23 protein-coding genes are annotated in these 20,268 nt (G+C 54.0%); 11 read left to right on the top strand and 12 right to left on the bottom strand.

Annotated elements, in window-relative coordinates; translation table 11 throughout:
• Nucleotides 1-3: 3 nt before the first annotated feature.
• Together ACOTX2_RS13925 and ACOTX2_RS13920 are read right to left on the bottom strand one after the other, a co-directional pair.
• Nucleotides 4-888, bottom strand: a complete 885-nt coding sequence (locus ACOTX2_RS13925) for an SDR family oxidoreductase (RefSeq protein WP_022649272.1) — start codon at nt 886-888, stop codon at nt 4-6.
• A 61-nt stretch (nt 889-949) separates the two neighbouring features.
• Entirely contained in the window at nt 950-1,339 is a 390-nt protein-coding gene (locus ACOTX2_RS13920) for a YdeI family stress tolerance OB fold protein (protein WP_022649271.1), read from the bottom strand.
• 139 nt (nt 1,340-1,478) lie between these two features.
• Between ACOTX2_RS13920 and ACOTX2_RS13915 the strand changes: the two genes are divergently transcribed.
• From ACOTX2_RS13915 to ACOTX2_RS13900, 4 genes are read left to right on the top strand one after another with little or no spacing between them, the layout of a single operon-like run.
• The gene (locus ACOTX2_RS13915; protein WP_063147420.1) at nt 1,479-1,982 is read left to right on the top strand and encodes a hypothetical protein; all 504 of its coding nucleotides are present in this window, start codon (nt 1,479-1,481) and stop codon (nt 1,980-1,982) included.
• Nucleotides 1,983-1,991: 9 nt separating this feature from the next.
• Nucleotides 1,992-2,438, top strand: coding sequence for a DUF421 domain-containing protein (locus ACOTX2_RS13910; protein WP_022649269.1), 447 nt, complete (start codon nt 1,992-1,994; stop codon nt 2,436-2,438).
• A gap of 15 nt (nt 2,439-2,453) precedes the next feature.
• Nucleotides 2,454-2,972, top strand: a complete 519-nt coding sequence (locus ACOTX2_RS13905; RefSeq protein ID WP_063147421.1) for a 2-oxo-tetronate isomerase — start codon at nt 2,454-2,456, stop codon at nt 2,970-2,972.
• Nucleotides 2,973-2,988: 16 nt separating this feature from the next.
• Nucleotides 2,989-3,975, top strand: a complete 987-nt coding sequence (locus ACOTX2_RS13900) for an SDR family oxidoreductase (protein ID WP_063147422.1) — start codon at nt 2,989-2,991, stop codon at nt 3,973-3,975.
• Here ACOTX2_RS13900 and ACOTX2_RS13895 read toward each other — a convergent pair whose 3' ends face one another.
• The 7 genes from ACOTX2_RS13895 to ACOTX2_RS13865 form a co-directional block, all read right to left on the bottom strand.
• Nucleotides 3,976-5,601, bottom strand: a complete 1,626-nt coding sequence (locus tag ACOTX2_RS13895) for an alpha-amylase family protein (RefSeq protein ID WP_045622067.1) — start codon at nt 5,599-5,601, stop codon at nt 3,976-3,978.
• Nucleotides 5,602-5,609: 8 nt separating this feature from the next.
• Nucleotides 5,610-6,620: a cytochrome d ubiquinol oxidase subunit II gene (cydB, locus tag ACOTX2_RS13890; protein WP_022649265.1), complete on the bottom strand. Its 1,011-nt coding sequence runs from the start codon at nt 6,618-6,620 to the stop codon at nt 5,610-5,612.
• Nucleotides 6,620-8,023, bottom strand: a complete 1,404-nt coding sequence (locus tag ACOTX2_RS13885) for a cytochrome ubiquinol oxidase subunit I (protein WP_063147423.1) — start codon at nt 8,021-8,023, stop codon at nt 6,620-6,622. Before ACOTX2_RS13885 ends, cydB begins: the two co-directional genes overlap by 1 nt.
• A 70-nt stretch (nt 8,024-8,093) precedes the next feature.
• Nucleotides 8,094-8,966, bottom strand: coding sequence for a manganese catalase family protein (locus ACOTX2_RS13880; protein ID WP_022649263.1), 873 nt, complete (start codon nt 8,964-8,966; stop codon nt 8,094-8,096).
• 17 nt (nt 8,967-8,983) lie between these two features.
• Nucleotides 8,984-9,490, bottom strand: coding sequence for a ferritin-like domain-containing protein (locus tag ACOTX2_RS13875; protein ID WP_045308818.1), 507 nt, complete (start codon nt 9,488-9,490; stop codon nt 8,984-8,986).
• Nucleotides 9,491-9,552: 62 nt separating this feature from the next.
• Nucleotides 9,553-10,050, bottom strand: coding sequence for a ferritin-like domain-containing protein (locus ACOTX2_RS13870; protein WP_003862851.1), 498 nt, complete (start codon nt 10,048-10,050; stop codon nt 9,553-9,555).
• Between the two features lie 90 nt (nt 10,051-10,140).
• Nucleotides 10,141-10,329, bottom strand: coding sequence for a general stress protein (locus ACOTX2_RS13865; RefSeq protein ID WP_022649261.1), 189 nt, complete (start codon nt 10,327-10,329; stop codon nt 10,141-10,143).
• Between the two features lie 452 nt (nt 10,330-10,781).
• On the opposite strand from ACOTX2_RS13865, the gene yjdI reads away from it, so the two are divergent.
• Nucleotides 10,782-11,012: a 4Fe-4S mono-cluster protein YjdI gene (gene yjdI / locus ACOTX2_RS13860; protein ID WP_022649260.1), complete on the top strand. Its 231-nt coding sequence runs from the start codon at nt 10,782-10,784 to the stop codon at nt 11,010-11,012.
• Between the two features lie 10 nt (nt 11,013-11,022).
• Nucleotides 11,023-11,295: a GNAT family N-acetyltransferase gene (locus ACOTX2_RS13855; RefSeq protein WP_006811846.1), complete on the top strand. Its 273-nt coding sequence runs from the start codon at nt 11,023-11,025 to the stop codon at nt 11,293-11,295.
• Nucleotides 11,296-11,328: 33 nt separating this feature from the next.
• On the opposite strand, the gene ACOTX2_RS13850 is transcribed toward ACOTX2_RS13855, so the two are convergent.
• On the bottom strand, nt 11,329-12,558 hold the full coding sequence (locus ACOTX2_RS13850) for an amino acid permease (protein ID WP_022649259.1): 1,230 nt from the start codon (nt 12,556-12,558) through the stop codon (nt 11,329-11,331).
• Between the two features lie 116 nt (nt 12,559-12,674).
• The gene (locus tag ACOTX2_RS13845; protein WP_022651793.1) at nt 12,675-13,139 is read right to left on the bottom strand and encodes a multidrug/biocide efflux PACE transporter; all 465 of its coding nucleotides are present in this window, start codon (nt 13,137-13,139) and stop codon (nt 12,675-12,677) included.
• Nucleotides 13,140-13,240: 101 nt separating this feature from the next.
• Between ACOTX2_RS13845 and ACOTX2_RS13840 the strand changes: the two genes are divergently transcribed.
• The 3 genes from ACOTX2_RS13840 (at nt 13,241) to ACOTX2_RS13830 (ending at nt 16,379) form a co-directional block, all read left to right on the top strand.
• Entirely contained in the window at nt 13,241-14,107 is an 867-nt protein-coding gene (locus ACOTX2_RS13840; RefSeq protein WP_032626067.1) for a LysR family transcriptional regulator, read from the top strand.
• Nucleotides 14,108-14,199: 92 nt separating this feature from the next.
• The gene (locus ACOTX2_RS13835) at nt 14,200-15,378 is read left to right on the top strand and encodes an acetyl-CoA C-acetyltransferase (protein ID WP_032626064.1); all 1,179 of its coding nucleotides are present in this window, start codon (nt 14,200-14,202) and stop codon (nt 15,376-15,378) included.
• Between the two features lie 317 nt (nt 15,379-15,695).
• Nucleotides 15,696-16,379 carry an oligogalacturonate-specific porin KdgM family protein gene (locus ACOTX2_RS13830; RefSeq protein WP_022649255.1) on the top strand — a complete coding sequence of 228 codons (684 nt, stop codon included), beginning with the start codon at nt 15,696-15,698 and terminating at the stop codon, nt 16,377-16,379.
• A gap of 532 nt (nt 16,380-16,911) precedes the next feature.
• Here ACOTX2_RS13830 and ACOTX2_RS13825 read toward each other — a convergent pair.
• Nucleotides 16,912-18,087, bottom strand: coding sequence for an oligogalacturonate lyase family protein (locus ACOTX2_RS13825; protein ID WP_022649254.1), 1,176 nt, complete (start codon nt 18,085-18,087; stop codon nt 16,912-16,914).
• 300 nt (nt 18,088-18,387) lie between these two features.
• On the opposite strand from ACOTX2_RS13825, the gene kduI reads away from it, so the two are divergent.
• Nucleotides 18,388-19,224, top strand: coding sequence for a 5-dehydro-4-deoxy-D-glucuronate isomerase (kduI, locus tag ACOTX2_RS13820; RefSeq protein ID WP_017382863.1), 837 nt, complete (start codon nt 18,388-18,390; stop codon nt 19,222-19,224).
• Nucleotides 19,225-19,287: 63 nt separating this feature from the next.
• The gene (gene kduD / locus ACOTX2_RS13815) at nt 19,288-20,049 is read left to right on the top strand and encodes a 2-dehydro-3-deoxy-D-gluconate 5-dehydrogenase KduD (RefSeq protein WP_003862835.1); all 762 of its coding nucleotides are present in this window, start codon (nt 19,288-19,290) and stop codon (nt 20,047-20,049) included.
• The last annotated feature ends 219 nt before the right edge of the window (nt 20,050-20,268 follow it).

The raw sequence follows: 20,268 nt of genomic DNA, 5'->3' as shown, positions 1-20,268 counted from the left end.
GCGCTAGATGACGCCATCCCCGCCGTCTGAACACCAGACCTGCCCGGAGGTGTATGAACACTCATCCGAGGCCAGAGTGACATACAGCGGTGCGATCTCCACGGGCTGTCCCGGGCGTCCCAGAGGGGTACTCTCGCCAAAATGTTTCACTTTTTCCTGTGGCTGCCCACCGCTGGGCTGGAGCACGGTCCAGTAAGGTCCGGGCGCTACCGCGTTCACGCGGATCCCTTTCGGACCCAGCTGTTTCGCCAGCGCTTTGGTAAACACCGCGAGACAGGCTTTGGTCTGCGCATAGTCAAGCAGTACGGCGCTCGGTTTTACCGCCTGTACAGATGAGGTGTTAATGATGGAAGCGGGAGCTTTCATGTGGCGCAACGCCGCCTTTGTGATCCAGAAAGGCGCATAGACGTTGGTTTTAAAGGTCGCGTCAAAATCTTCCGTAGTCAGTTCTTCCAGCGTCTCACGGTACTGCTGGCGGCCTGCGTTATTCACCAGGATGTCCAGCCCGCCCAGTTTTCCGACGGCCTGTTCCACCAGGTTCTGACAAAAAGTTTCGTCCCGCACATCGCCCGGAAGCGCGACGGCATTCCGTCCTTCCGCTTTAATCAGGGCGATCACTTCCGCAGCGTCTTCTTCCTCTTCCGGCAAATAGTTAATGGCGACATCTGCCCCTTCGCGGGCATAGGCAATGGCTACCGCGCGTCCGATGCCGGAATCGCCCCCGGTAATTAGCGCCTTCTTACCGGTAAGCCGGCCATGCCCTTTGTAGCTTGTCTCGCCGTGATCGGGAACAGGGTCCATTTCAGAGGCCAGGCCCGGTGGCGTCTGGGGCTGCTCCGGGAAAGGTGGCGTTGGGTAAGCGTTCGTACGTTGTTCATTATCACTCATAGCTAACTCCTTGTTAGGGGTGAGATTTGATGGATAGTTACAGCGTTAACGCTTCGCTGAATTATTTTTGCAAGTGGCTGACCCGCACTACGGGTGGGGATGATTTTTTATCGAGCGAGCCGCTAATACTGATCATGTTGTCAGGTTCCACGGTTCTGTCGTCAAATACGGCTTTCGGGATAATAACGTCGATTTTCCCGGTTTTATCCTGGAATACGTATTTATCGCCATTGCCATCAATAAGATTGCCGCGCAATGAAATAGAGGCGCCATCATGCATCTCTTTTGCCTGAGTAATGGTCATAATGCGCGCATCATCGGTACCACGATAACCACTGTCCAGGGCATGCGGCGGTGGCGGCGCTTCACCCTTTTGTAACCCGCCGTTATTATCTGCCCATGCGGAAGGGATAATTAATATTAACAAGGCTGAAATCACTGATAATTTCATCTGATATCCTTCATTTTGGATGTCTTGACTTATTAAGTATTGTTGCTATTCCTTTATGTGGCAAATGTGATAAGTCTTAAAAGCATTTGCGTAGAAAAATCAAAAATTTCGGCAATTAAGCGAAACGGTGACAAAAGCCATGGAACCAAAAAATGAAAAAGTGCCTGGGATAAAAGAGAGTTATCGTTTACTGACGTTTGAGTATGCATTTCGTCAGGTGGGTTTTATTGTACTGTTAGGTATTATCGTGGCCGCGTTAGCCGGCCTGTTTTCCAGCGGCGCGGTTAGCGACGTGGAGAAAACAAACGAAGCAAAATCCCTGAACCTGAGCTATGAGCGCTTCGGCCGCCGCCAGACCGAATCGCGGATGACGCTGACGTTTCCGGTGGCGTCTGAGGGTAAATATATTCTCAGCCTGACCAGCGAAAGCAGCGACGTATATGAGCCGGGCAGCGTCTGGCCGCAGCCGGACAGCATGTATAGCCGGGGGAACACCCTGTTTCTCGTTTACGACAATCTGAAACAGAGCGATAAGTTCACCGTCCTGCTGTTCATCACGCCGACAAAAGCAGGGAAATGGACAAACAGCATCCGCGTAAACAACGGGCCAGATATCCGCTTCTGGCAGTTTATTTACCCCTAGGAGTCGAATATGGACATGGTTTTTCGTGCCCTGGCAATATACCTGTTTCTGGTGATCGTGTTTAAAGTCGCCGGACGGCGCGCCCTGCTGCAAATGACCAGCTTTGACCTTATTTTGCTCTTAATTATCAGTGAGGCGACGCAGCAGGCGCTACTGGGCGAAGATTTTTCCGTCACCGGTGCGATGATTACAATAACAACGCTGGTGGTGGTGGATATTATTTTTGGCCTGATTAAAAAATATTCTTCTTCTGTTGAGAATGTTCTTGATGGCACCCCGGTGATATTGGTAGAGAATGGTATTCCCATTGCGGATAAACTGAAAAAAGTCGATGTATCCTGCGATGATATATTGGTTTCAGCACGCCAGAACCACGGCATAACGGAATTAAAGGATATTAAGTACGCGATCCTTGAGCGTAACGGCCATATTTCAATTATTCCTGAAGAAAATTAACTAAGGGGCACATCCATGAGCAACCTTATTCACGATAATAATACGACCATCAGCGAGCTGACGAAAAAGCTTGCCACGACGCTCACAGAAAGAGGACTGCGTCTAACCACGGCGGAGTCCTGCACCGGCGGTAATCTCGCGGTTGCGCTTTGTGCCGAAGAGAACACGGCGGAATTTTATGACGTTGGCATGGTGGTGTTCAGCGATGCGGCGAAGGAGAGGATCCTCGGCGTGCGGCACGAAACGATTGGGCGCTTCACCGCCGTCAGTGAACAAACGGTTACTGAGATGGCCGCTAAAATTCGCGATATTGCCGAGGCGGATATTGGTGTTGCCATCAGCGGCTATGCGGGACCGGAAGGCGGAGACGATGGCACGGCAGCCGGTACGGTCTGCTTCGGCTGGAATATTCGCGGACAGACGGAAACCCGCACCGTGCTGTTTTCCGGTGAATGTCAGGATGTGGTGGAAAAAGCGGTGCGTTATTCGCTGTCTGAACTGATCGAAATACTCTCCGGATGGGATAACGTCTGAGACAAGGGGAAAGGCTATGGCTGTTATCGTTATTACCGGCGGTACGGCGGGCGTGGGGAAAGCCACAGCGCTGCACTTTGCTAAGGCGGGCTACGATGTAGGCATTATTGCCCGCGATGAGCAGAGCCTGCGCTCCACAGAAGAGGAGTTGCGCCGTTTCGGGATCAACGCGTGTGCCGTTCAGGCCGACGTGGCGGACAGCAAGGCGGTGACCGATGCTGCTAACGAAATTGAATACCGGCTTGGAGCCATCGATGTGTGGGTGAATAACGCCATGGGCGGGATGCTGGCGCCGTTTCGCACCATGTCCCCGGAGGAGTTTCGCCGCGTCACCGAGGTGACCTATCTGGGCTATGTTAACGGCACCCGCGCCGCGCTGGAGTTAATGACCCCTCGCGATCGCGGAACGATTATTCAGGTTGGCTCCGCGCTGGCCTACCGTTCCATTCCCTTGCAGTCAGCCTACTGTGGCGCGAAGGCCGCGATCCGCGGATTTACCGATGCCGTACGCACCGAGCTGATGCATGAAAACAGCCGGGTGCAGATCGCAATGGTACAGATGCCGGGCCTCAATACGCCGCAGTTCGAGTGGGCGAGGAATAAATTTGCCTGGGCGATGCGCCCGGTTCCTCCCGTGTTTCAGCCGGAAGTGGCTGCCAGCGCTATTTTTAAGGTGGCGCAGAAACCGGTGCGGGAGCTGTGGGTGGGCAGCAGCACTGTCCAGTCGATTGTCGGGCAGTTTTTTTTCCCCGGTTTTCTGGACCGGCTGATGGTTAAAAAGGCCTGGGAAGGGCAGATGACCGATACGCTAAATGCGGATGACCGTCAGGACTATCTGGATCAGCCGGTTAACGATCTGCATAAAATCCACGGGCATTTCACCGACGAAGCAAAAGAGCGCGCCACCAGCGTTACCTCCGGCATGCCGGGGAAAGTGCTGCTCGGCTCCCTCGCCGTCACGGGCGCGATCGTGGCGCGTCTGCTGCTCTCGCGGAGACGATAATCAGCGCAGTGCGGTACGATCGGTCCAGAACCAGCGGTAGCCATAGCCGCTGAGGTTAAGTGCGACGGTTTTGCCGCATACCAGCGCGTCGTCGTAGCGTTTGTCCGCCAGGCATGCGGTCCAGGTCGCATGCCGGATCCCTCTGGCGGTAAAATTAACGGGCTTATCGCTGAAATTAACGAAGGTCAGAATGCTGCGCGTGTCGGTTTCGTAATAGATCCCCAGTACCGCATCGTTGTCGATAGTAATAAGACGAAACGGCGCGACGCCGATCTCAGGAAACTCCGAGCGCGTATTGGCGATATCGATAATGCAGTGCAGGAGGGAGTTGCGGTGCAACAGCGAATCCGCCACGTTGATTTTTTGATAGCGGTACGGACCATGGTCAATCATTGGGGCGATAAAGGTTTCCGGGTCGGCATCTGAGAAACCGCCGCCCTGCGATCCGGCCCACTGCATCGGGGTGCGTACGGCGTAACGCTCCTCCAGATCTAAATCATCGCCCATTCCAATTTCATCCCCGTAGCGCATGACCGGTACGCCCGGCAGCGAAAACAAGACCGCATGGCAAAAGGCCAGCCGCTTTCGATCGCCCTTAAGCATCGGCGCCAGACGGCGGCGGATCCCTCGCTGATACACGCTCATCTCTTCATCAGGGGCGAAGGCATCAATGACGGTCTGCTTCGCTTTTTTGCCTATCCCTTCCAGATCCAGCTCATCATGATTGCGCAGCCAGTTGGCGAAGCAGCAGGAGTCCGGCGGCACAATCATCTTTTTCACCGCGTTGCGCAGCGGTCGTGCGCTCTTCTCTGCAAGGCTGACGTAAAAGTACTTATTGAGCCAGAAATTCAGCACCAGGTTGAGCCGGTCATTCTGGCCAAAATAATCTTTGTAGGCGTCGACCTCCACGTCGACTTCGCCGAGCAGGATCGCGTCCGGATTGCGCTGTTCGATAAGACGGCGCAGATGCTCCAGGATCCACAGGCCGCGTTTTTCATCTCCACGCCCGGCCTGTTTTGTCAGGTGCGACGCTGCATCCAGGCGAAAGCCCGACACCCCGAGCTTTAGCCAGAAGATGATGATGTTCTCAACCTCCTTCAGCACCGCCGGGGAGGCCAGATTGAGATCCGGTTCGTGGTGATAAAACATATGCCGGTAGTATTGCCCCGCTTCGTCGTCCCATGTCCAGACGCTCTTTTCCACGCCGGGGAACATCGGTGGCGTATCGTCCTCGTCCGTGTCAGACCAGAGATAATAGTCACGGTAGGGTGACTGCGGGTTGCGGCGGGCCTGCTGAAACCAGGGATGCGCATCCGAGGTGTGCTGGATCAGCAGCTCAATAATGACCTTCATCCCCAGCTCCCGCGCCTGTTCAATAAAGGCGATGATATCGTTGAGCTTGCCGAAGCGGGGATCGACCTGCAAATGGTCGCTTACGTCATAGCCTTCATCGAGAAAAGGGGTGAGGTAAAACGGGGTGATCCAGATAACCGTCGCGCCCATCCGGCGGATGTAGCGCAGCTTCGCGGCGATCCCGGCGATGTCGCCACAACCATCGCCGTTAAGATCGTAAAACAGGGCGGTATCAATCTGGTAAATAATGGCGCGTGTATGCCAGCCTGCCATAGCAATCCTTAGTGATAACCTTCGGTATCAGACACTTTGCCCCGGAAGACGTAGTAGCTCCAGGCGGTGTAAACCAGGATCACCGGGATGATTAACAGCGTGCCGATCAGCATAAACAGCTGGCTGGCAGGCGGCGCGGCGGCTTCCCACAGGGTGATGTGCGGCGGGATAATGTGTGGCCACAGGCTGATGCCCAGTCCGCTAAAGCCGAGGAAAATCAGGCCCAGCGTTAACAGGAACGGACGGGCATGGCTGTCGGGATTGCGCGTCAGCCGCCAGATCCACAGGCTGAATACCGCCACCAGAACCGGAACCGGCAGGAACCAGAAGAAGTTAGGCAGTGTAAACCAGCGCTCGGCGACAAACTGCCAGCCGAGCGGGGTCCAGATACTCACCACCGCAATAACGGCGATCAGTGCCAGCAGCACGTGCCGGGTCAGCTCACGCATCCGGTTTTGCAGCGCGCCTTCGCTTTTCATGATCAGCCATGTGGTAGCCAGCAGGGTATAGGCGACAATCAAACCCAGCCCGCAGAACAGGTTAAACGGGGTTAACCAGTCCAGCGAGGAGCCCACAAAGCGTCGCCCTTCCACGTCAAAGCCGTTGATCATCGCGCCGACCACGATCCCTTGGCTGAAGGTTGCCAGCAGGGAACCGCCAGCAAAAGAATAGTCCCAGAATTTGCGGTGGGAAGGGGTCGCCTTAAAGCGAAACTCAAATGCCACGCCGCGGAAAATAAGCCCGATCAGCATGGCCGTGAGCGGGATGGTCAGGGCATCGATAATCACCGCGTAGGCCAGCGGAAACGCGCCAAATAGCCCCGCACCGCCGAGAACCAGCCAGGTTTCATTTCCGTCCCAGACCGGTGCGACGCTGTTCACCATCACGTCGCGCTCTTTGGCATCGCCCACAAAGCTGAACAGCATGCCGATACCGAGATCGAAACCGTCCATGATGATGTACATCAGCGTGGCGAAGACAATAATGGCAAACCAGATGACCGGGATATCGACGCCCATCAGATCTTCTCCTCTTCCGGAACAGACTCGGCGGCGGACAGCGGACGGGCAGGGGTGCCCGACGTATTAGACGTTAGCGTGCCGACAGGCTGCGGCCCTTTCTTTATCAACCGGGCGAGATAAACATAACCCACGCCAAATACTGAACAGTAGACCACGATAAAGGCCAGCAGGCTGATGCTCATCTGCAACGTGCTGTGCAGAGACACCGCATCTATCGTGCGCAGATAGCCGTAGACGACCCACGGCTGGCGGCCCACTTCGGTGGTGACCCACCCGGCGAGCAGCGCAAGCAGTCCGGCTGGCCCCATGAACAGGGCAAACCAGTGGAATGGTCGCGAGTGATAGAGTCGGCGGCGATAGCGCAGCCAGACGCTCAGCACACCAAGCGTAATCATCAGCAGCCCCATGCCGACCATAATGCGGAAAGACCAGAAGACGATGAGCGAGTTCGGGCGGTCCTCTTTCGGAAAATCTTTCAGCGCCGGGACCTGTTTATCCAGGCTGTGCGTCAGGATCAGGCTGCCGAGCGCCGGAATTTCAAGCCCGTATTTGGTGCGCTCCTCCTCCATATCCGGTACGCCGAACAGCAGCAGCGGGGTAGCCTCGCCGGGCGGATTTTCCCAGTGGCCTTCAATCGCGGCGATTTTGGCAGGCTGATGCTCAAGCGTATTCAGGCCGTGCATATCCCCAACGACTGCCTGGATGGGCGCGACCAGCAGCGCCATCCACATGGCCATGGAGAACATTTTGCGAATAGCGGGCGTGTCGTTGCCGCGCAGCAGATGCCATGCCCCGGACGCGCCCACAAACAAGGCGCTGCACAGGAAGGCGGCGATGGACATATGGATCAGACGGTAAGGGAATGAGGGGTTAAAAATAATGGCCAGCCAGTCTTCGGGAATGACCTGACCGTTCTGAATACTGAAGCCCTGCGGGGTGTGCATCCAGCTGTTGGAGGCGAGGATCCAGAAGGTGGACATCAGCGTGCCCAGCGCTACCATGCAGGTGGCAAAGAAGTGCAGGCCGGGGCCGACCTTGTTCCAGCCGAACAACATCACGCCCAGGAATCCGGCTTCGAGGAAGAAGGCGGTTAAGACTTCATAAGTGAGCAGAGGGCCGGTTATGCTGCCTGCGAACTGGGAAAATCCGCTCCAGTTAGTCCCAAACTGGTAAGCCATTACCAGCCCGGAAACCACGCCCATACCAAAGTTAACGGCGAAAATTTTCAGCCAGAAATGGTAAAGCGAGCGCCAGACATCATTTTTTGTGCGAAGCCACATGCCCTCGAGAACCACCAGATAGCTCGCAAGCCCGATGGTGATTGCCGGAAAGAGAATATGGAAAGAGACGGTAAAGGCGAACTGTATCCTGGCCAGATGAAACGCATCAAGCTCGAACATGCTCCGTACCTCTGGAACTGATAGCCCACAAGGCATTGCCAGACAGCCTCAGGCTGCCTGGCAAAACCGGTTACGGTTTTTTCTTACCCGCGCCAAGCTCGGCACCGGTAAGCGGATCGGCTTTAGGATCGGATTTCGTACGTGCGCACATTGCTTTGACCAGCGTAGCCTGCTCTGTTGTGAGCGTTACGCTTGCGCCGCCGTCACCGCCATCGACCGCTGGCTGAGGAGATTCCACGTAGTCGAAGTGCTTATCGCTGTTCCAGCTTCCGCGAACTTCTCCCCCCTCAGACATATTGTAGTACTTGTTGGTGTACTCTTCGATTGGCGGCAATTTACCCGGTGGGAAGTTGTTACGGATCGACTGGAGCGCCTTCTCAAACGAAAGCTGGTGTGCTGCCTCACGCGTCATTAAAAACGCCAGCGCATCTTTAACACCTGGATCGTCCGTTACGTTAATAAGCCGTTCGTAGATAATTTTGGCGCGCGCCTCGGCCGCAATGTTAGAGCGCAGATCCGCGGTGGGTTCGCCAATGGTATCCACGTACGCCGCCGTCCACGGTACGCCTGCGGAGTTAGTGAGCGGAGTACCGCCCCCGTAGAGCAGGGAAGTGATATGACTGTCGTTGCCGTTTTCGGTCATGGACCGGTACAGCTCCGCTTCATTTTCAACGCCTTCCGCCAGTTCACCTTTCGCACCCTTATTAAGCATACCCACCAGGGTGCCGATAATTTCCAGGTGACTTAACTCCTCGGTCGCGATATCCATCAGCATATCTTTACGACCGGGATCGTCGTCGCTCAATCCTTGCGTAAAGTAACGACATGCCGCGGCAAGTTCGCCCTGTGGCCCGCCAAACTGCTCAAGCAGAAGATTAGCCAGACCCGGATTCGGTTCGGCTACGCGTACTGTGTATTGCAGCTGTTTTACGTGTCGAAACATAGTTTCTCCCTCTTCCGTTATTTTTTCGCTTCAACGCCGTCCGCGTCGGAGCGCAGCAGGAACTGTTCCGTCGTCTGTGGAATATGTTGAATCAGCCAGTCCGCCATCTGGCGCTCTTCTTCCAGAATGGATTCAATGGCTGGAATGGAGGCGGTATCGCCCGCTTGTTTGGCCGCGGCCAGCAGAGAGGTGTAGCAGGCAATTTCAAACTGCTCAAAAACGTAGCCGCTGATGGAGCCTTTAACAATTTCGTCGGAAGGAAACATGCCGCCAATGGACTGGCCGAGCGCAGCCATTTTGCTCATGGAATCTTTTATGACCGAACGGGAAATATTATTGCGGTCGAGAATGTCTTCCAGCACGGTAATTTGGTGTTTAGTTTCATTAACGTGTTGTTCAATTCGTGCACGTAAGTCGGGATAATTATCAATACGGCTGGCCATTGATTCCAGCATGGATTCGGCTTGCTTTTCCATCGCATGGGCATCGCGTAGCCAATCATGGTAGTGTTCTACATGATTCATAATTAACTCCTGTGATTTATTTTCTGGTTAATTGTTGGTGCTGATGCTCATCAAATTTTTATTTATCCTTTCTGGGCTTTTTGATTAATATTGCCGACAGCCAGATCGGTTAATTTGAGATCGGTTTCTTTTTCTTCTTCCAGCGTTTCTGCAAGAAGTTTAACGGCTTTTTTATAGCCTAATTGTTCAGCCAGGGTGGCCAGGGTGCCGTAGCTGGCAATTTCGTAGTGCTCGACTTTCTGTGCGGCGGCAATTAATGCAGCATCACGCACTTCGTTTTTCTCAGTGCTCTCAATAACTTCGTTGGCTTCTTCAATTAAGCCTTCCATTGCAACGCATTTCATGCGCTTCAGCTTGAGGCCGGATTCCTGCTCAATAATCTGATCGATACGTTCGATCTGTCCCTGCGTCTCCTCAAGGTGAGCCGTGAACGCAGCGCTCAGCTTCTCGCTTGATGCGGCGCGGGCTAACTTGCTTAGCGCGCGGGTCAGCTGCTTCTCAGCGCTATAGGTATCGGATAACAGGTGAATAAATACATCTTCAACAGTTTTCATATTCATATATTCGCTCCAGTGAAATAAAGGGAAGGTACTGCGAGCCGACAGGCCCGCAGCATGCTCTCGGTATATTTAGAAGAGCTTTAAATAAGATCAGGAGTTATCAGATTTACGGCCCCCGCCGTGACTGTTCTGTCCCCCTTTCTTACCCGCTTCAGATGCGCGTTGCGGATCGTTTTTGAAATTACCGCCGCTGTGCTGGCCGCCTTTACGTCCAGCTTCTGATGCTTTTTCACGGTCTTGCGCGAAATTACCGGAACCACCACGATGTTGCTCTGCCATATATCAACCCTCATGTTGCGTTTATGTCAGGTGATACGATAAGTAATTCGTATCAGTTGTCGTTCAGAAATTAACATTAGTCGTTATGTGAGAAGAGTCAAATTTCCTGTCTGGGTTGTTTTGAACCATTTCCAGAGATGCGGGGGAAATACCGCTTCGTTACGATTTTTGAAAATCGGAAGTAAATCCATTGCTTAGGGGGAAATAAATTGTGTCGTTAGGATTCCGCTTAGCTAATAATCTTAATGTGAACGCGGCGGAAATGATTACAAGAATTGACGTAGCGCAAAAATATATCTTACCGACCTGAGTCTTTATAATCGGAATAGTCTTAAGCGAGAAGTGAAATAACGAGCCGAAACAGTGTATCCGATCGTCGTTTTTGACGTGGTCAGGCGGATCGGGTGAGGGTATGCTGCATTTGTCACCACAATAATTACAGAGGCAATGTCATGGATCAGGAGCTACTGGATGCAGGGTACCGGGCCTATACCGGTGAGAAAATCGATGTCTACTTCAACACAGGGATCTGCAAACACTCGGGCAACTGCGTACGCGGCAGCGCGGCGCTGTTCGACCTGAAGCGTAAACCCTGGATCGCACCGGATGAAGTGGATGCAGAAACTGTTGCGCGCGTAATTGATACCTGCCCGAGCGGTGCGCTGAAGTACCGCCTAAAATAAGTGAGGAACCATGGATATTCTTGAAGGCCATAACAAGTTTTATGTCAACGACGCCGAAGGCAATCAGGTTGCGGAGATCGTCTTTGTCCCGACCGGCGAGCATCTGAGCATCATCGAGCACACCGATGTGGATCCGAGCCTGAAAGGGCAGGGTGTGGGTAAGCAGCTGGTGGCGAAGGTGGTAGAGAAGATGCGCGGGGAGAACCGTAAAATTATCCCGCTGTGTCCGTTTGCGAAGCATGAGTTTGATAATACGCGGGAGTATGACGATATTCGGGCGTAAAACAGATGCCCGGCATTGCGCCGGGCAGCACATTCAACCGACAAACATCACCGACACACACAGCACACCCACAATCAGCGTCAGCAGGTTGCCGATGGAGCGGTACGGTTTTAACGACGGGATCAGGTACGTCGACAGCGTCGGCATGATGAACAGGATCATGGCGATAAGCGGACCGCTAATGGCGTAAATCATGGAGATCGCATTCGGGTTGATGCAGCAGACCGCAAAGGTAATCAGCGACACGCCGAGAATCGAAACCGCGCGGTTAAAGGCACGACTTTTCTTCACACCCACCTGATTCAGCGACGATTTCACAATTTCCGTTGCCCCTTCAATCACGCCAAAATAGGTGCCGAGGAACGATTTCGACATCGCTATAATTGCCACGATAATGCCGGAAATGCCCAGCCATGCCGGGGACGAAGGCATCATCGACAGCGCGGACAGGATCGTCACCCCTTCCTCTTTTGCCGCCACGATATAGGACGGTGGAATCGAAAGCAGGCAGCTGAACACAAAGAACAGCACGCTGAGGCAGATGATCAGGTACGCCACTTTCATGATTTTTTTGCATTTACCCATAGCCTCTTCACCGTATTTCTCGCGACGATCTACGGCGAAGGTCGAGATGATCGGGGTATGGCTAAAAGCGAAAACCATCACCGGGATCGATATCCACACCTGGTGCAGTGTATGCTGGTCGAAGGCCATCTGGCTGGTCAGAAGCGACGGCTGCCAGCTGCCCGTCAGATACAGCGAGACAAACAGGAAATAGGCGATCAGCGGAAAGACAAGGAAACCCATCACCTTAATGGTGATGTGCCGCCCCATCAGGAAGATCAGATTCAAAATCAGCACCACGCCAAAACTCACCAGCATCCGCACGCTGGTATCCACCGTCATCCGTTTCGCCAGCTGTTCAGTAAGTGAGTTGGTTATCGCCACCGCGTAAATCAGAACCACCACAAAGAAGGCCACGAAATAGAGCGTGGTGATGAGGTTGCCGATCTTTTTGCCGTAGTAATGGGAAACGGCACCGGTGATCCCTTCGTTGCCTTTCGTCTTCGACGACAGAATAAATTGCGCCAGCGCTTTATGCGGCCAGTAGGTTAAGGGATACGCCACAAGGGCGGTGATCAGCAGGACAATTGCGCCAGCAGAGCCGAGCTGAATGGGCAAGAACAGGGTTCCTGCGCCCACGGCAGTGCCGTAGAGGGCGAAACTCCAGAGAGTCTCTTCTTTTGACCAAATTTTCGACATTAGAGCAACGTATCAACTATAAAACGAACAAAAAGGAGTGCAATTTACCATAATTATGCGTTGAGGTCGCCGTTGCTTCGCTGGGGTTGGGCCGGAGAAGGTCTCCGGCCGGAAGGTCATTCGCTTGCCAGGGCGCGACGTTGCTGGCGGCGCTTGATAATTTTCTCCCGCAGGGTGTCATACGCCCAGTTGTAGAGCATGGTGTACGGCAGGAAGAACAGGAAGAAACCAATCTCCAGCGTGAAGGCCTGGAGCAGCGTCACGCCCAGCACGGCGGCAACGATGGTTACGCCAATCACAATAAAGCCGCATTCAAAACCCAGCGCATGCAGGGCGCGCACTTTTGCCGTGCGCTTCACCCGCTGGACAGGCCAGAAACGGTCGAAGCCAAAGTTATAGATAATGTTCCAGAGCATTGCCGTGGTCGCCAGAATAATAGTGAGACCCCCCATTTCAACCACCGAGCGCTGCATTAGCCACGCGGCCGTAGGGGCGAGGATCGCCGTAGCAATACCTTCAAAACAGACGGCATGGAAGATCCGCTCCGGCAATTTACGTTGGAGTGCATCCTGATGTTGCATATTTACCTCATATAGACGCCAGTATGGGCGTTGATGCGGCCTATTCTTATCGCTTAAGGTGATATATAAAAGATGGTATCCATCGATAAAGTAGATACATCATGCGTTATTCTCCCGAAGCACTGACCGCGTTTGTTGAAACTGTCGCCGCAGGTTCGTTTTCAGCTGCGGCACGACGGCTGCGTAAAAGCCAGTCCACCATCAGCACCTCCATCGCCAACCTTGAAGCTGACCTTGGCTTTGAGCTGTTTGATCGCTCGGGCCGTCACCCGGTGTTAACCGCCCAGGGTGAACAGGTGCTGGGCTATGTCCAGTCAATCCTCGCCGCCAGCGCGCGCCTTGATGAGCTGGCCGTATCCTTAACGGCGCAAACGGAGGCGCGTTTTACCTTTGTTCTCTCCGATACGCTTAACCCGGCCGTGCTGGAAGAGATGATGAGCCAGTTCGACCAGCGTTTTCCGCACACCGAATTTGAGTGCCTGATTGGGGAAGAGGAGGACGTGATCGATCTGCTGCAAAAGGAGCGGGCGCAAATTGGCCTGACGGAAGCACGCGACAGCTACCCGACCGATATTGGCGCGACCCGTCTGCCTATGCAGACGCGGATGGCTATTTACGTTTCTGCCGGACATCCTCTGGCAGGGCAACATGAGACGCAGGCGGACGAGCTGCATGGCTGGCGCGAGCTGCGGCTGAGTACCTATCTTGAACGGGAAGCGCCCCTTGCGCGCGGGCCGGTCTGGTCTGCGCCGAACTACCTGCTGCTGCTGAGCATGGCGGTACAGGGCTTTGGCTGGTGCGCGTTACCCTGCGCGCTGGTCGACGAATTTGCCGCATCGAAATCGCTGGTGCAGCTGAACGTGCCGGGTTGGCCGAGGTCGATTGCCATCGATCTGGTATGGAACAAAAGAACCCCGCCCGGCGTCGCCGGAAGCTGGCTGCGCCAGTACTTGCAGGACGCACGATAATCCTGTGACTAAACTCACTAATTTTAAACATTTGCGTCAATTGTTGATAACAATCCTCTACTATCGTCATGTCATTTTGCACAGAGGTCGTGATGAAAGATGTCGTTATAGTGGGTGCGTTACGTACGGCTATCGGCTGTTTTCAGGGAGCGCTTGCGCGTCACTCTGCGGTTGATCTCGGCAGCGTGGTGGTAAGAGCGCTGGTGGAACGCAGCGGGGTTGCCGCACATGAAATTGATGAGGTGATCCTCGGCCAGGTGCTGACCGCTGGCGCGGGACAAAACCCTGCGCGCCAGGCGGCGCTGAAGGGCGGCCTGCCTAATACCGTTTCGGCGATTACCATCAACGACGTCTGTGGTTCAGGTTTAAAAGCGCTCCACCTTGCGACGCAGGCCATCCAGTGCGGTGAAGCGGACGTGGTCATTGCCGGAGGGCAGGAAAACATGAGCCGCGCCCCGCATGTCCTGACCGACAGCCGGACCGGCGCGCAGCTCGGGAACAGTCAACTGCTTGACAGCCTGGTTCATGACGGGCTGTGGGACGCCTTCAACGACTACCATATGGGCGTAACGGCGGAAAACCTGGCGCGGGAATACGGCATCAGCCGCGAGCTTCAGGATGCGTATGCGCTTAGCTCGCAGCAAAAAGCGCGTGCGGCGATCGACTCCGGCCGTTTTCGCGATGAAATTGTCCCGGTCAGTACCCTGCGCCAGAACGGCGAAGCGCTCATCGTTGATACCGACGAGCAGCCGCGCACCGATGCCAGCGCAGAAGGGCTGGCAAAACTCGATCCGGCCTTCGAAACGCTCGGTTCTGTAACGGCAGGTAACGCATCATCCATTAACGACGGTGCGGCGGCGGTGATGATGATGAGTGAAAGCAAAGCCCAGGAGCTGGCGCTGCCGGTACTGGCGCGCATCAAAGCGTTTGCCAGCGTGGGTGTTGATCCTGCGTTAATGGGGATCGCCCCGGTCTATGCCACGCGCCGCTGTCTTGAGCGGGCGGGCTGGCAGCTGAACGATGTAGATCTGATTGAAGTCAATGAAGCCTTTGCTGCACAGGCGATCTCGGTCGGGAAAATGCTGGAATGGGATCCGCTGCGGGTCAACGTCAACGGCGGTGCGATCGCGCTCGGTCATCCTATTGGCGCTTCCGGCTGCCGCATTCTGGTGTCGCTAGTCCACGAAATGAAAAAGCGTAACGCCCGAAAAGGGATCGCAACGCTCTGCATTGGCGGAGGGCAGGGGGTAGCCCTGGCTATCGAACGGTAATTTCCCCCTCTGCGCACAGAAAGCCTCCCTCGGGAGGTTTTTTTATGTCTGCAGAATCCTTTTTTAACACTTCTGCGTTCTTTCTTAAGCCCACAATAATTATTGCGCGGTGAATTATTCGCTTTGTGAAGTTCTTAGTGTGATCTCACGCCTGGAATTTATGCGTTATACGCCTTTTTTGTTGATGAGGTTCACGTCGATCTTTGCCAAAAAAAATGAAACAAATAATTTCGATCCTTGTCACTAAAATAACGGTACATAAAAAATAAACTCAAGTTTCATAAAAACGAAACATTATTTTAATTGAGGGTTTTTTCATGTTTAAGAAATCTCTGCTCCTTGCTTCCCTTATTAGTGCCTCTTTTGCGGTTAGCGCCGTTACCGTCGATCTGCGTCACGAATATATTGACAGCGGCTCGAATGCCGACCGTGTTGCCGTCTCGCACCGCTTTGATAATGGCTTCGGTTTTTCAGTCGAGGCGAAGTGGAAATCAGGCGGGGACAAGGCAGATCAGCCATTCGCGGATGTGGTGGGGAACGGTCACGAAGATCAGATTAGCTGGCGCTGGAAAGCGACAGACAATATCGCCCTGACGCCTGCGTTTACGATTGAAAGCACAGACAGTCGTACCATTTATAAACCGAATCTGCATGTGCAATATAGTTTCGATAATGGCTTCTACGTGGCCGCGCGTTACCGTTATGAATATACCCGCTACCCGTCAAGCTCAAATAAGGACGATGATAAAGTTAACCGTGGTGATGCGTGGGTCGGTTGGGTATTAGGTGACTGGCGTACCGAGTTGAACTATGTTTACGCGAAAAGCTCTGAAGGCGTGGCCCGAAATAACAATAAAGATTATTCCAATGAATATAACGCCAAGCTCGCCTACAAATGGGATAAAAACTGGGCACCGTATGTTGAGGTGGGCAACGTGGGGGTTAAAGACACTGACGAACGCCAGACCCGTTTCCGTTTAGGCGTGGCGTACTCCTTCTGATAATCCGGCTTCTTCGCTAAAAACCGCCGGGTGGCGCTTCGCTTACCCGGCCTACACTTTCCTTCCACTCCGTCGTTTCGTATGCCGACTGGCCCTGCGCTTACCCGGCCTACACTTTCCTTCCACTCCGTCGTTTCGTATGCCGGATGGCCCTGCGCTTACCCGGCCTACACTTTCCTTCCACTCCGTCGTTTCGTATGCCGGGTGGTGCTGCGCTTACCCGGCCTACACTTTCCTTCCACTCCGTCGTTTCGTATGCCGGATGGCCCTGTGCTTACCCGGCCTACACTTTCCTTCTACTCCGTCGTTTCGTATGCCGGATGGCGCTGCGCTTACCCGGCCTACACTTTCCTTCCACTCCGTCGTTTCGTATGCCGGATGGCGATGCGCTTACCCGGCTACACTTTCTCTCCAATCAGTCGTTTCGTAGGCCGGGTAAGCGTTAGCGCCACCCGGCAAAAAGCGCCGCAATCACCCAAAAAAAAGCCCTCCGAATCGGAGGGCAAGGCCAGTTACAGAAACACTAACTCATTCAGGCATGCAACATTTCAGGTTGCTCGGGGAGTTTCGCGATATAGAGGGCTGGTTTGCCGTCTTTATCGGAACTGTACAGCACCGCTTTTTCGTCCGGCGTGAAGGACGGATGCGGGTGGGTTACCTGGCGGCTGTTCGCCACCGTAGCCCAGGAAGTGTCATGACGGGCAATGCGGTAATAGGCTTTCTTCGCCACGTCAAAGGCATACAGATAAGGATCGTTATCAATGGTGTAGCCGCCGGTGTCTTTCACATCGACAGGCGTGCCGGAACCGTCGCCAACCAGCATGGTGCCGTCAACATTGCTCATCAGGTGCGAACAGGCGGGCATGTTCATTACCGCTTCATTCACGCCGGTGTCCGGATTGAAGCGGGAGATGGTGCGCCCTTGCTGACCTTTCAGGTAAGAGACGTAGATCAGCGCGGACCCGTCCGGCACCCAAAATTCATGCGTGCAGCTTTCCCCTTCCGCGTGCGTTTTCACTTTCCGCACGTTGCTGCCATCTTCGTTGACCAGCCACATGCGGGCGTCAACCAGGTCGTGTGGCCCTTCATGACAGAAGGCCACGGTATTGTCATCGAACGGGCGATAAATCGGATGTCCCAGCCAGATCTTCTCGTCATGGATGGTGGTGCTTTCACCCGTTTTTAGATCAACGCGCAGCAGGCGGCAGTGCGGCCCTTTGTGGAAGAAGTCGTGGAAAATTTTCCAGTCGTTGAGTGGCGTCCAGTCACGTCTGGCAATCTCAATACCCACCAGTTTGGTGCAGTCGCTGTTCGCGACCCAGGTGCCGTAGCCAACCCACTCTTCCGGGACACGGTACACTTCGCGCTCTGCCAGCGTCTTTAAATCCACCTCAAGCAGGGTGCGATCGTTCTTCACATAGTAGAGGGATTGATCGTCCGGAGAGAGGAACCCGCCAAAGGTGTTATCGCCCGCGCCTTCGGTCAGCTGCACCGCTTCGGCGTTTTTCAGATCCAGCAGGTAATAGTTCCAGTGACCGTCGAACTCCCCGGCGAACAGCAGGTGGCTGCCATCGTTAAAGAAGCACTTCTGGTAAAAGTAGTTGCGATGACAGGTTACTTCCGGTGGGGTCAGGCGGGTAACTTCCACGCCTGTATCCGGATCGCGGCTGACCTCGTAGTTCAGCTTGACCCGCATACCTTTAGCCATAATGCACTCCTTTGAACGCGTAATATAGGTTGAAAACTAGGTGTTAAATTATCAAAACATTGTTTCATTGTGTGTGACTGACAGCGCAAATTCTCAGTTTCTTTAGCCAGATTGAGGGGCTTAAAGATTTATCGTGATCGAAACACCATTTCTGGCATAAACATACAGAAAAAATGAAACGTTGTTTTAAATGTAATTGAAAACCCCATGTACAGGGGATAATATGTGTTCATCACGAAAACGGAACATTGTTTCGTTATTCATCTTTGCCTTCGGGCACGATCAATTCTGGAGGTTTACGTGGACGTCAGACAAAGCATCCACAGTGCGCACGCAAAAACGCTGGATACTCAGGGGCTGCGCAGTGAGTTTTTAGTTGAGCAAGTGTTCGAAGCCGACAAGTACACCATGGTCTACAGCCATATTGACCGCATTATTGTGGGCGGGATTATGCCGGTGGCGAAAACCGTCTCCGTGGGCGGTGAAGTGGGCAAACAGCTGGGCGTGAGCTACTTCCTCGAACGCCGTGAACTGGGCGTGATTAACATTGGCGGGCCGGGCACCATAACCGTCGATGGCCAGTGCTACGAAATTGGTCACCGTGACGCGCTGTACGTCGGAAAAGGCGCGAAAGAAGTGGTGTTCGCCAGCATCGATGGCAGCAAACCGGCGAAGTTCTACTACAACTGCGCCCCGGCTCATACGACTTACCCAACCAAAAAAGTCACGCCAGCGGACGTTGCCCCGGTGACCCTTGGTGACAACCTCACCAGCAACCGCCGCACCATCAATAAATACTTCGTACCGGATGTGCTGGAAACTTGCCAGCTCAGCATGGGGCTGACCGAGCTTGCGCCGGGCAACCTGTGGAACACCATGCCGTGCCATACCCACGAGCGCCGCATGGAAGTCTATTTCTACTTCAACATGGATGAAGATGCCTGCGTGTTCCACATGATGGGACAGCCGCAGGAAACTCGCCATATCGTGATGCACAACGAGCAGGCGGTCATTTCGCCAAGCTGGTCCATCCACTCTGGCGTGGGAACGAAAGCTTATACCTTTATCTGGGGTATGGTCGGTGAAAACCAGGTCTTCGATGACATGGACCACGTCGCTGTTAAGGATCTGCGCTAGTCGCAGGCAGTTAAGCACACATCTGCCTGTTGGTGACAGGCGCTGAACGATTAAGGAACAAACATGATTCTGGATGCATTTTCTCTGCAGGGTAAAGTGGCTGTGGTTTCCGGGTGTGACACCGGGCTGGGGCAGGGTATGGCGTTAGGTCTGGCGGAAGCGGGCTGTGATATCGTCGGGATTAACATCGTAGAGCCAACGGAAACCATCGAGCGCGTCACCGCGCTGGGCCGTCGTTTCCTGAGCCTGACCGCGGACCTGCGCAAAATCGATGCGATCCCTGAACTGCTGGATCGCGCGGTGGCGGAGTTCGGGCATATCGATATTCTGGTCAACAATGCGGGCCTGATTCGCCGTGAAGATGCGATTAACTTCAGCGAAACGGACTGGGACGACGTGATGAACCTGAACATCAAGAGCGTGTTCTTTATGTCCCAGGCGGCTGCGAAGCACTTCATCGCGCAGGGGAAAGGCGGCAAGATCATCAATATTGCCTCCATGCTCTCTTTCCAGGGCGGCATCCGCGTACCGTCTTACACCGCATCGAAGAGCGCCGTGATGGGCGTGACCCGTCTGCTGGCGAACGAGTGGGCGCAGCACAATATCAACGTCAACGCGATTGCGCCGGGCTACATGGCCACCAACAATACCCAGCAGCTGCGTGCTGATGAAGAGCGCAGCGCGGCAATTCTGGAACGTATTCCAGCGGGTCGCTGGGGTCTGCCGAGCGATCTGATGGGCCCGGTTGTGTTCCTGGCTTCTCCGGCTTCGGATTACATTAACGGCTATACCGTCGCCGTTGACGGCGGCTGGCTGGCACGTTAATTCAGCCTTAATAAAGAACCTCTGCCCTCGGGTGGAGGTTTTTTTTGCGCCAAAATTGGCTTTATCCATATCCTTAAAGATGAAAAATCCATACTAAAAAGGAATAAATGACGGGTATCACACATTTATTGCTTAAATATTAACTAATTAATAAAAAATAAGGTTAAACCACCCTGATTTGAAATTGTAATGTCCATCACAGAACGGTATGTCGTAGCG

Origin of the sequence: Enterobacter cloacae complex sp. IR5412 (genome assembly GCF_049237385.1) — a bacterium.
Classification (GTDB): Bacteria; Pseudomonadota; Gammaproteobacteria; order Enterobacterales; family Enterobacteriaceae; genus Enterobacter; species Enterobacter intestinihominis.
This window is presented reverse-complemented; position numbering and strand designations above follow the sequence as displayed.

Coding starts and splice junctions, on each gene's coding strand:
- ACOTX2_RS13925 (WP_022649272.1), bottom strand. CDS start 888: ATGAGTGATAATGAACAACGTACGAACGCTTACCCAACGCCACCTTTC.
- ACOTX2_RS13920 (WP_022649271.1), bottom strand. CDS start 1,339: ATGAAATTATCAGTGATTTCAGCCTTGTTAATATTAATTATCCCTTCC.
- ACOTX2_RS13915 (WP_063147420.1), top strand. CDS start 1,479: ATGGAACCAAAAAATGAAAAAGTGCCTGGGATAAAAGAGAGTTATCGT.
- ACOTX2_RS13910 (WP_022649269.1), top strand. CDS start 1,992: ATGGACATGGTTTTTCGTGCCCTGGCAATATACCTGTTTCTGGTGATC.
- ACOTX2_RS13905 (WP_063147421.1), top strand. CDS start 2,454: ATGAGCAACCTTATTCACGATAATAATACGACCATCAGCGAGCTGACG.
- ACOTX2_RS13900 (WP_063147422.1), top strand. CDS start 2,989: ATGGCTGTTATCGTTATTACCGGCGGTACGGCGGGCGTGGGGAAAGCC.
- ACOTX2_RS13895 (WP_045622067.1), bottom strand. CDS start 5,601: ATGGCAGGCTGGCATACACGCGCCATTATTTACCAGATTGATACCGCC.
- cydB (WP_022649265.1), bottom strand. CDS start 6,620: ATGGGCGTCGATATCCCGGTCATCTGGTTTGCCATTATTGTCTTCGCC.
- ACOTX2_RS13885 (WP_063147423.1), bottom strand. CDS start 8,023: ATGTTCGAGCTTGATGCGTTTCATCTGGCCAGGATACAGTTCGCCTTT.
- ACOTX2_RS13880 (WP_022649263.1), bottom strand. CDS start 8,966: ATGTTTCGACACGTAAAACAGCTGCAATACACAGTACGCGTAGCCGAA.
- ACOTX2_RS13875 (WP_045308818.1), bottom strand. CDS start 9,490: ATGAATCATGTAGAACACTACCATGATTGGCTACGCGATGCCCATGCG.
- ACOTX2_RS13870 (WP_003862851.1), bottom strand. CDS start 10,050: ATGAATATGAAAACTGTTGAAGATGTATTTATTCACCTGTTATCCGAT.
- ACOTX2_RS13865 (WP_022649261.1), bottom strand. CDS start 10,329: ATGGCAGAGCAACATCGTGGTGGTTCCGGTAATTTCGCGCAAGACCGT.
- yjdI (WP_022649260.1), top strand. CDS start 10,782: ATGGATCAGGAGCTACTGGATGCAGGGTACCGGGCCTATACCGGTGAG.
- ACOTX2_RS13855 (WP_006811846.1), top strand. CDS start 11,023: ATGGATATTCTTGAAGGCCATAACAAGTTTTATGTCAACGACGCCGAA.
- ACOTX2_RS13850 (WP_022649259.1), bottom strand. CDS start 12,558: ATGTCGAAAATTTGGTCAAAAGAAGAGACTCTCTGGAGTTTCGCCCTC.
- ACOTX2_RS13845 (WP_022651793.1), bottom strand. CDS start 13,139: ATGCAACATCAGGATGCACTCCAACGTAAATTGCCGGAGCGGATCTTC.
- ACOTX2_RS13840 (WP_032626067.1), top strand. CDS start 13,241: ATGCGTTATTCTCCCGAAGCACTGACCGCGTTTGTTGAAACTGTCGCC.
- ACOTX2_RS13835 (WP_032626064.1), top strand. CDS start 14,200: ATGAAAGATGTCGTTATAGTGGGTGCGTTACGTACGGCTATCGGCTGT.
- ACOTX2_RS13830 (WP_022649255.1), top strand. CDS start 15,696: ATGTTTAAGAAATCTCTGCTCCTTGCTTCCCTTATTAGTGCCTCTTTT.
- ACOTX2_RS13825 (WP_022649254.1), bottom strand. CDS start 18,087: ATGGCTAAAGGTATGCGGGTCAAGCTGAACTACGAGGTCAGCCGCGAT.
- kduD (WP_003862835.1), top strand. CDS start 19,288: ATGATTCTGGATGCATTTTCTCTGCAGGGTAAAGTGGCTGTGGTTTCC.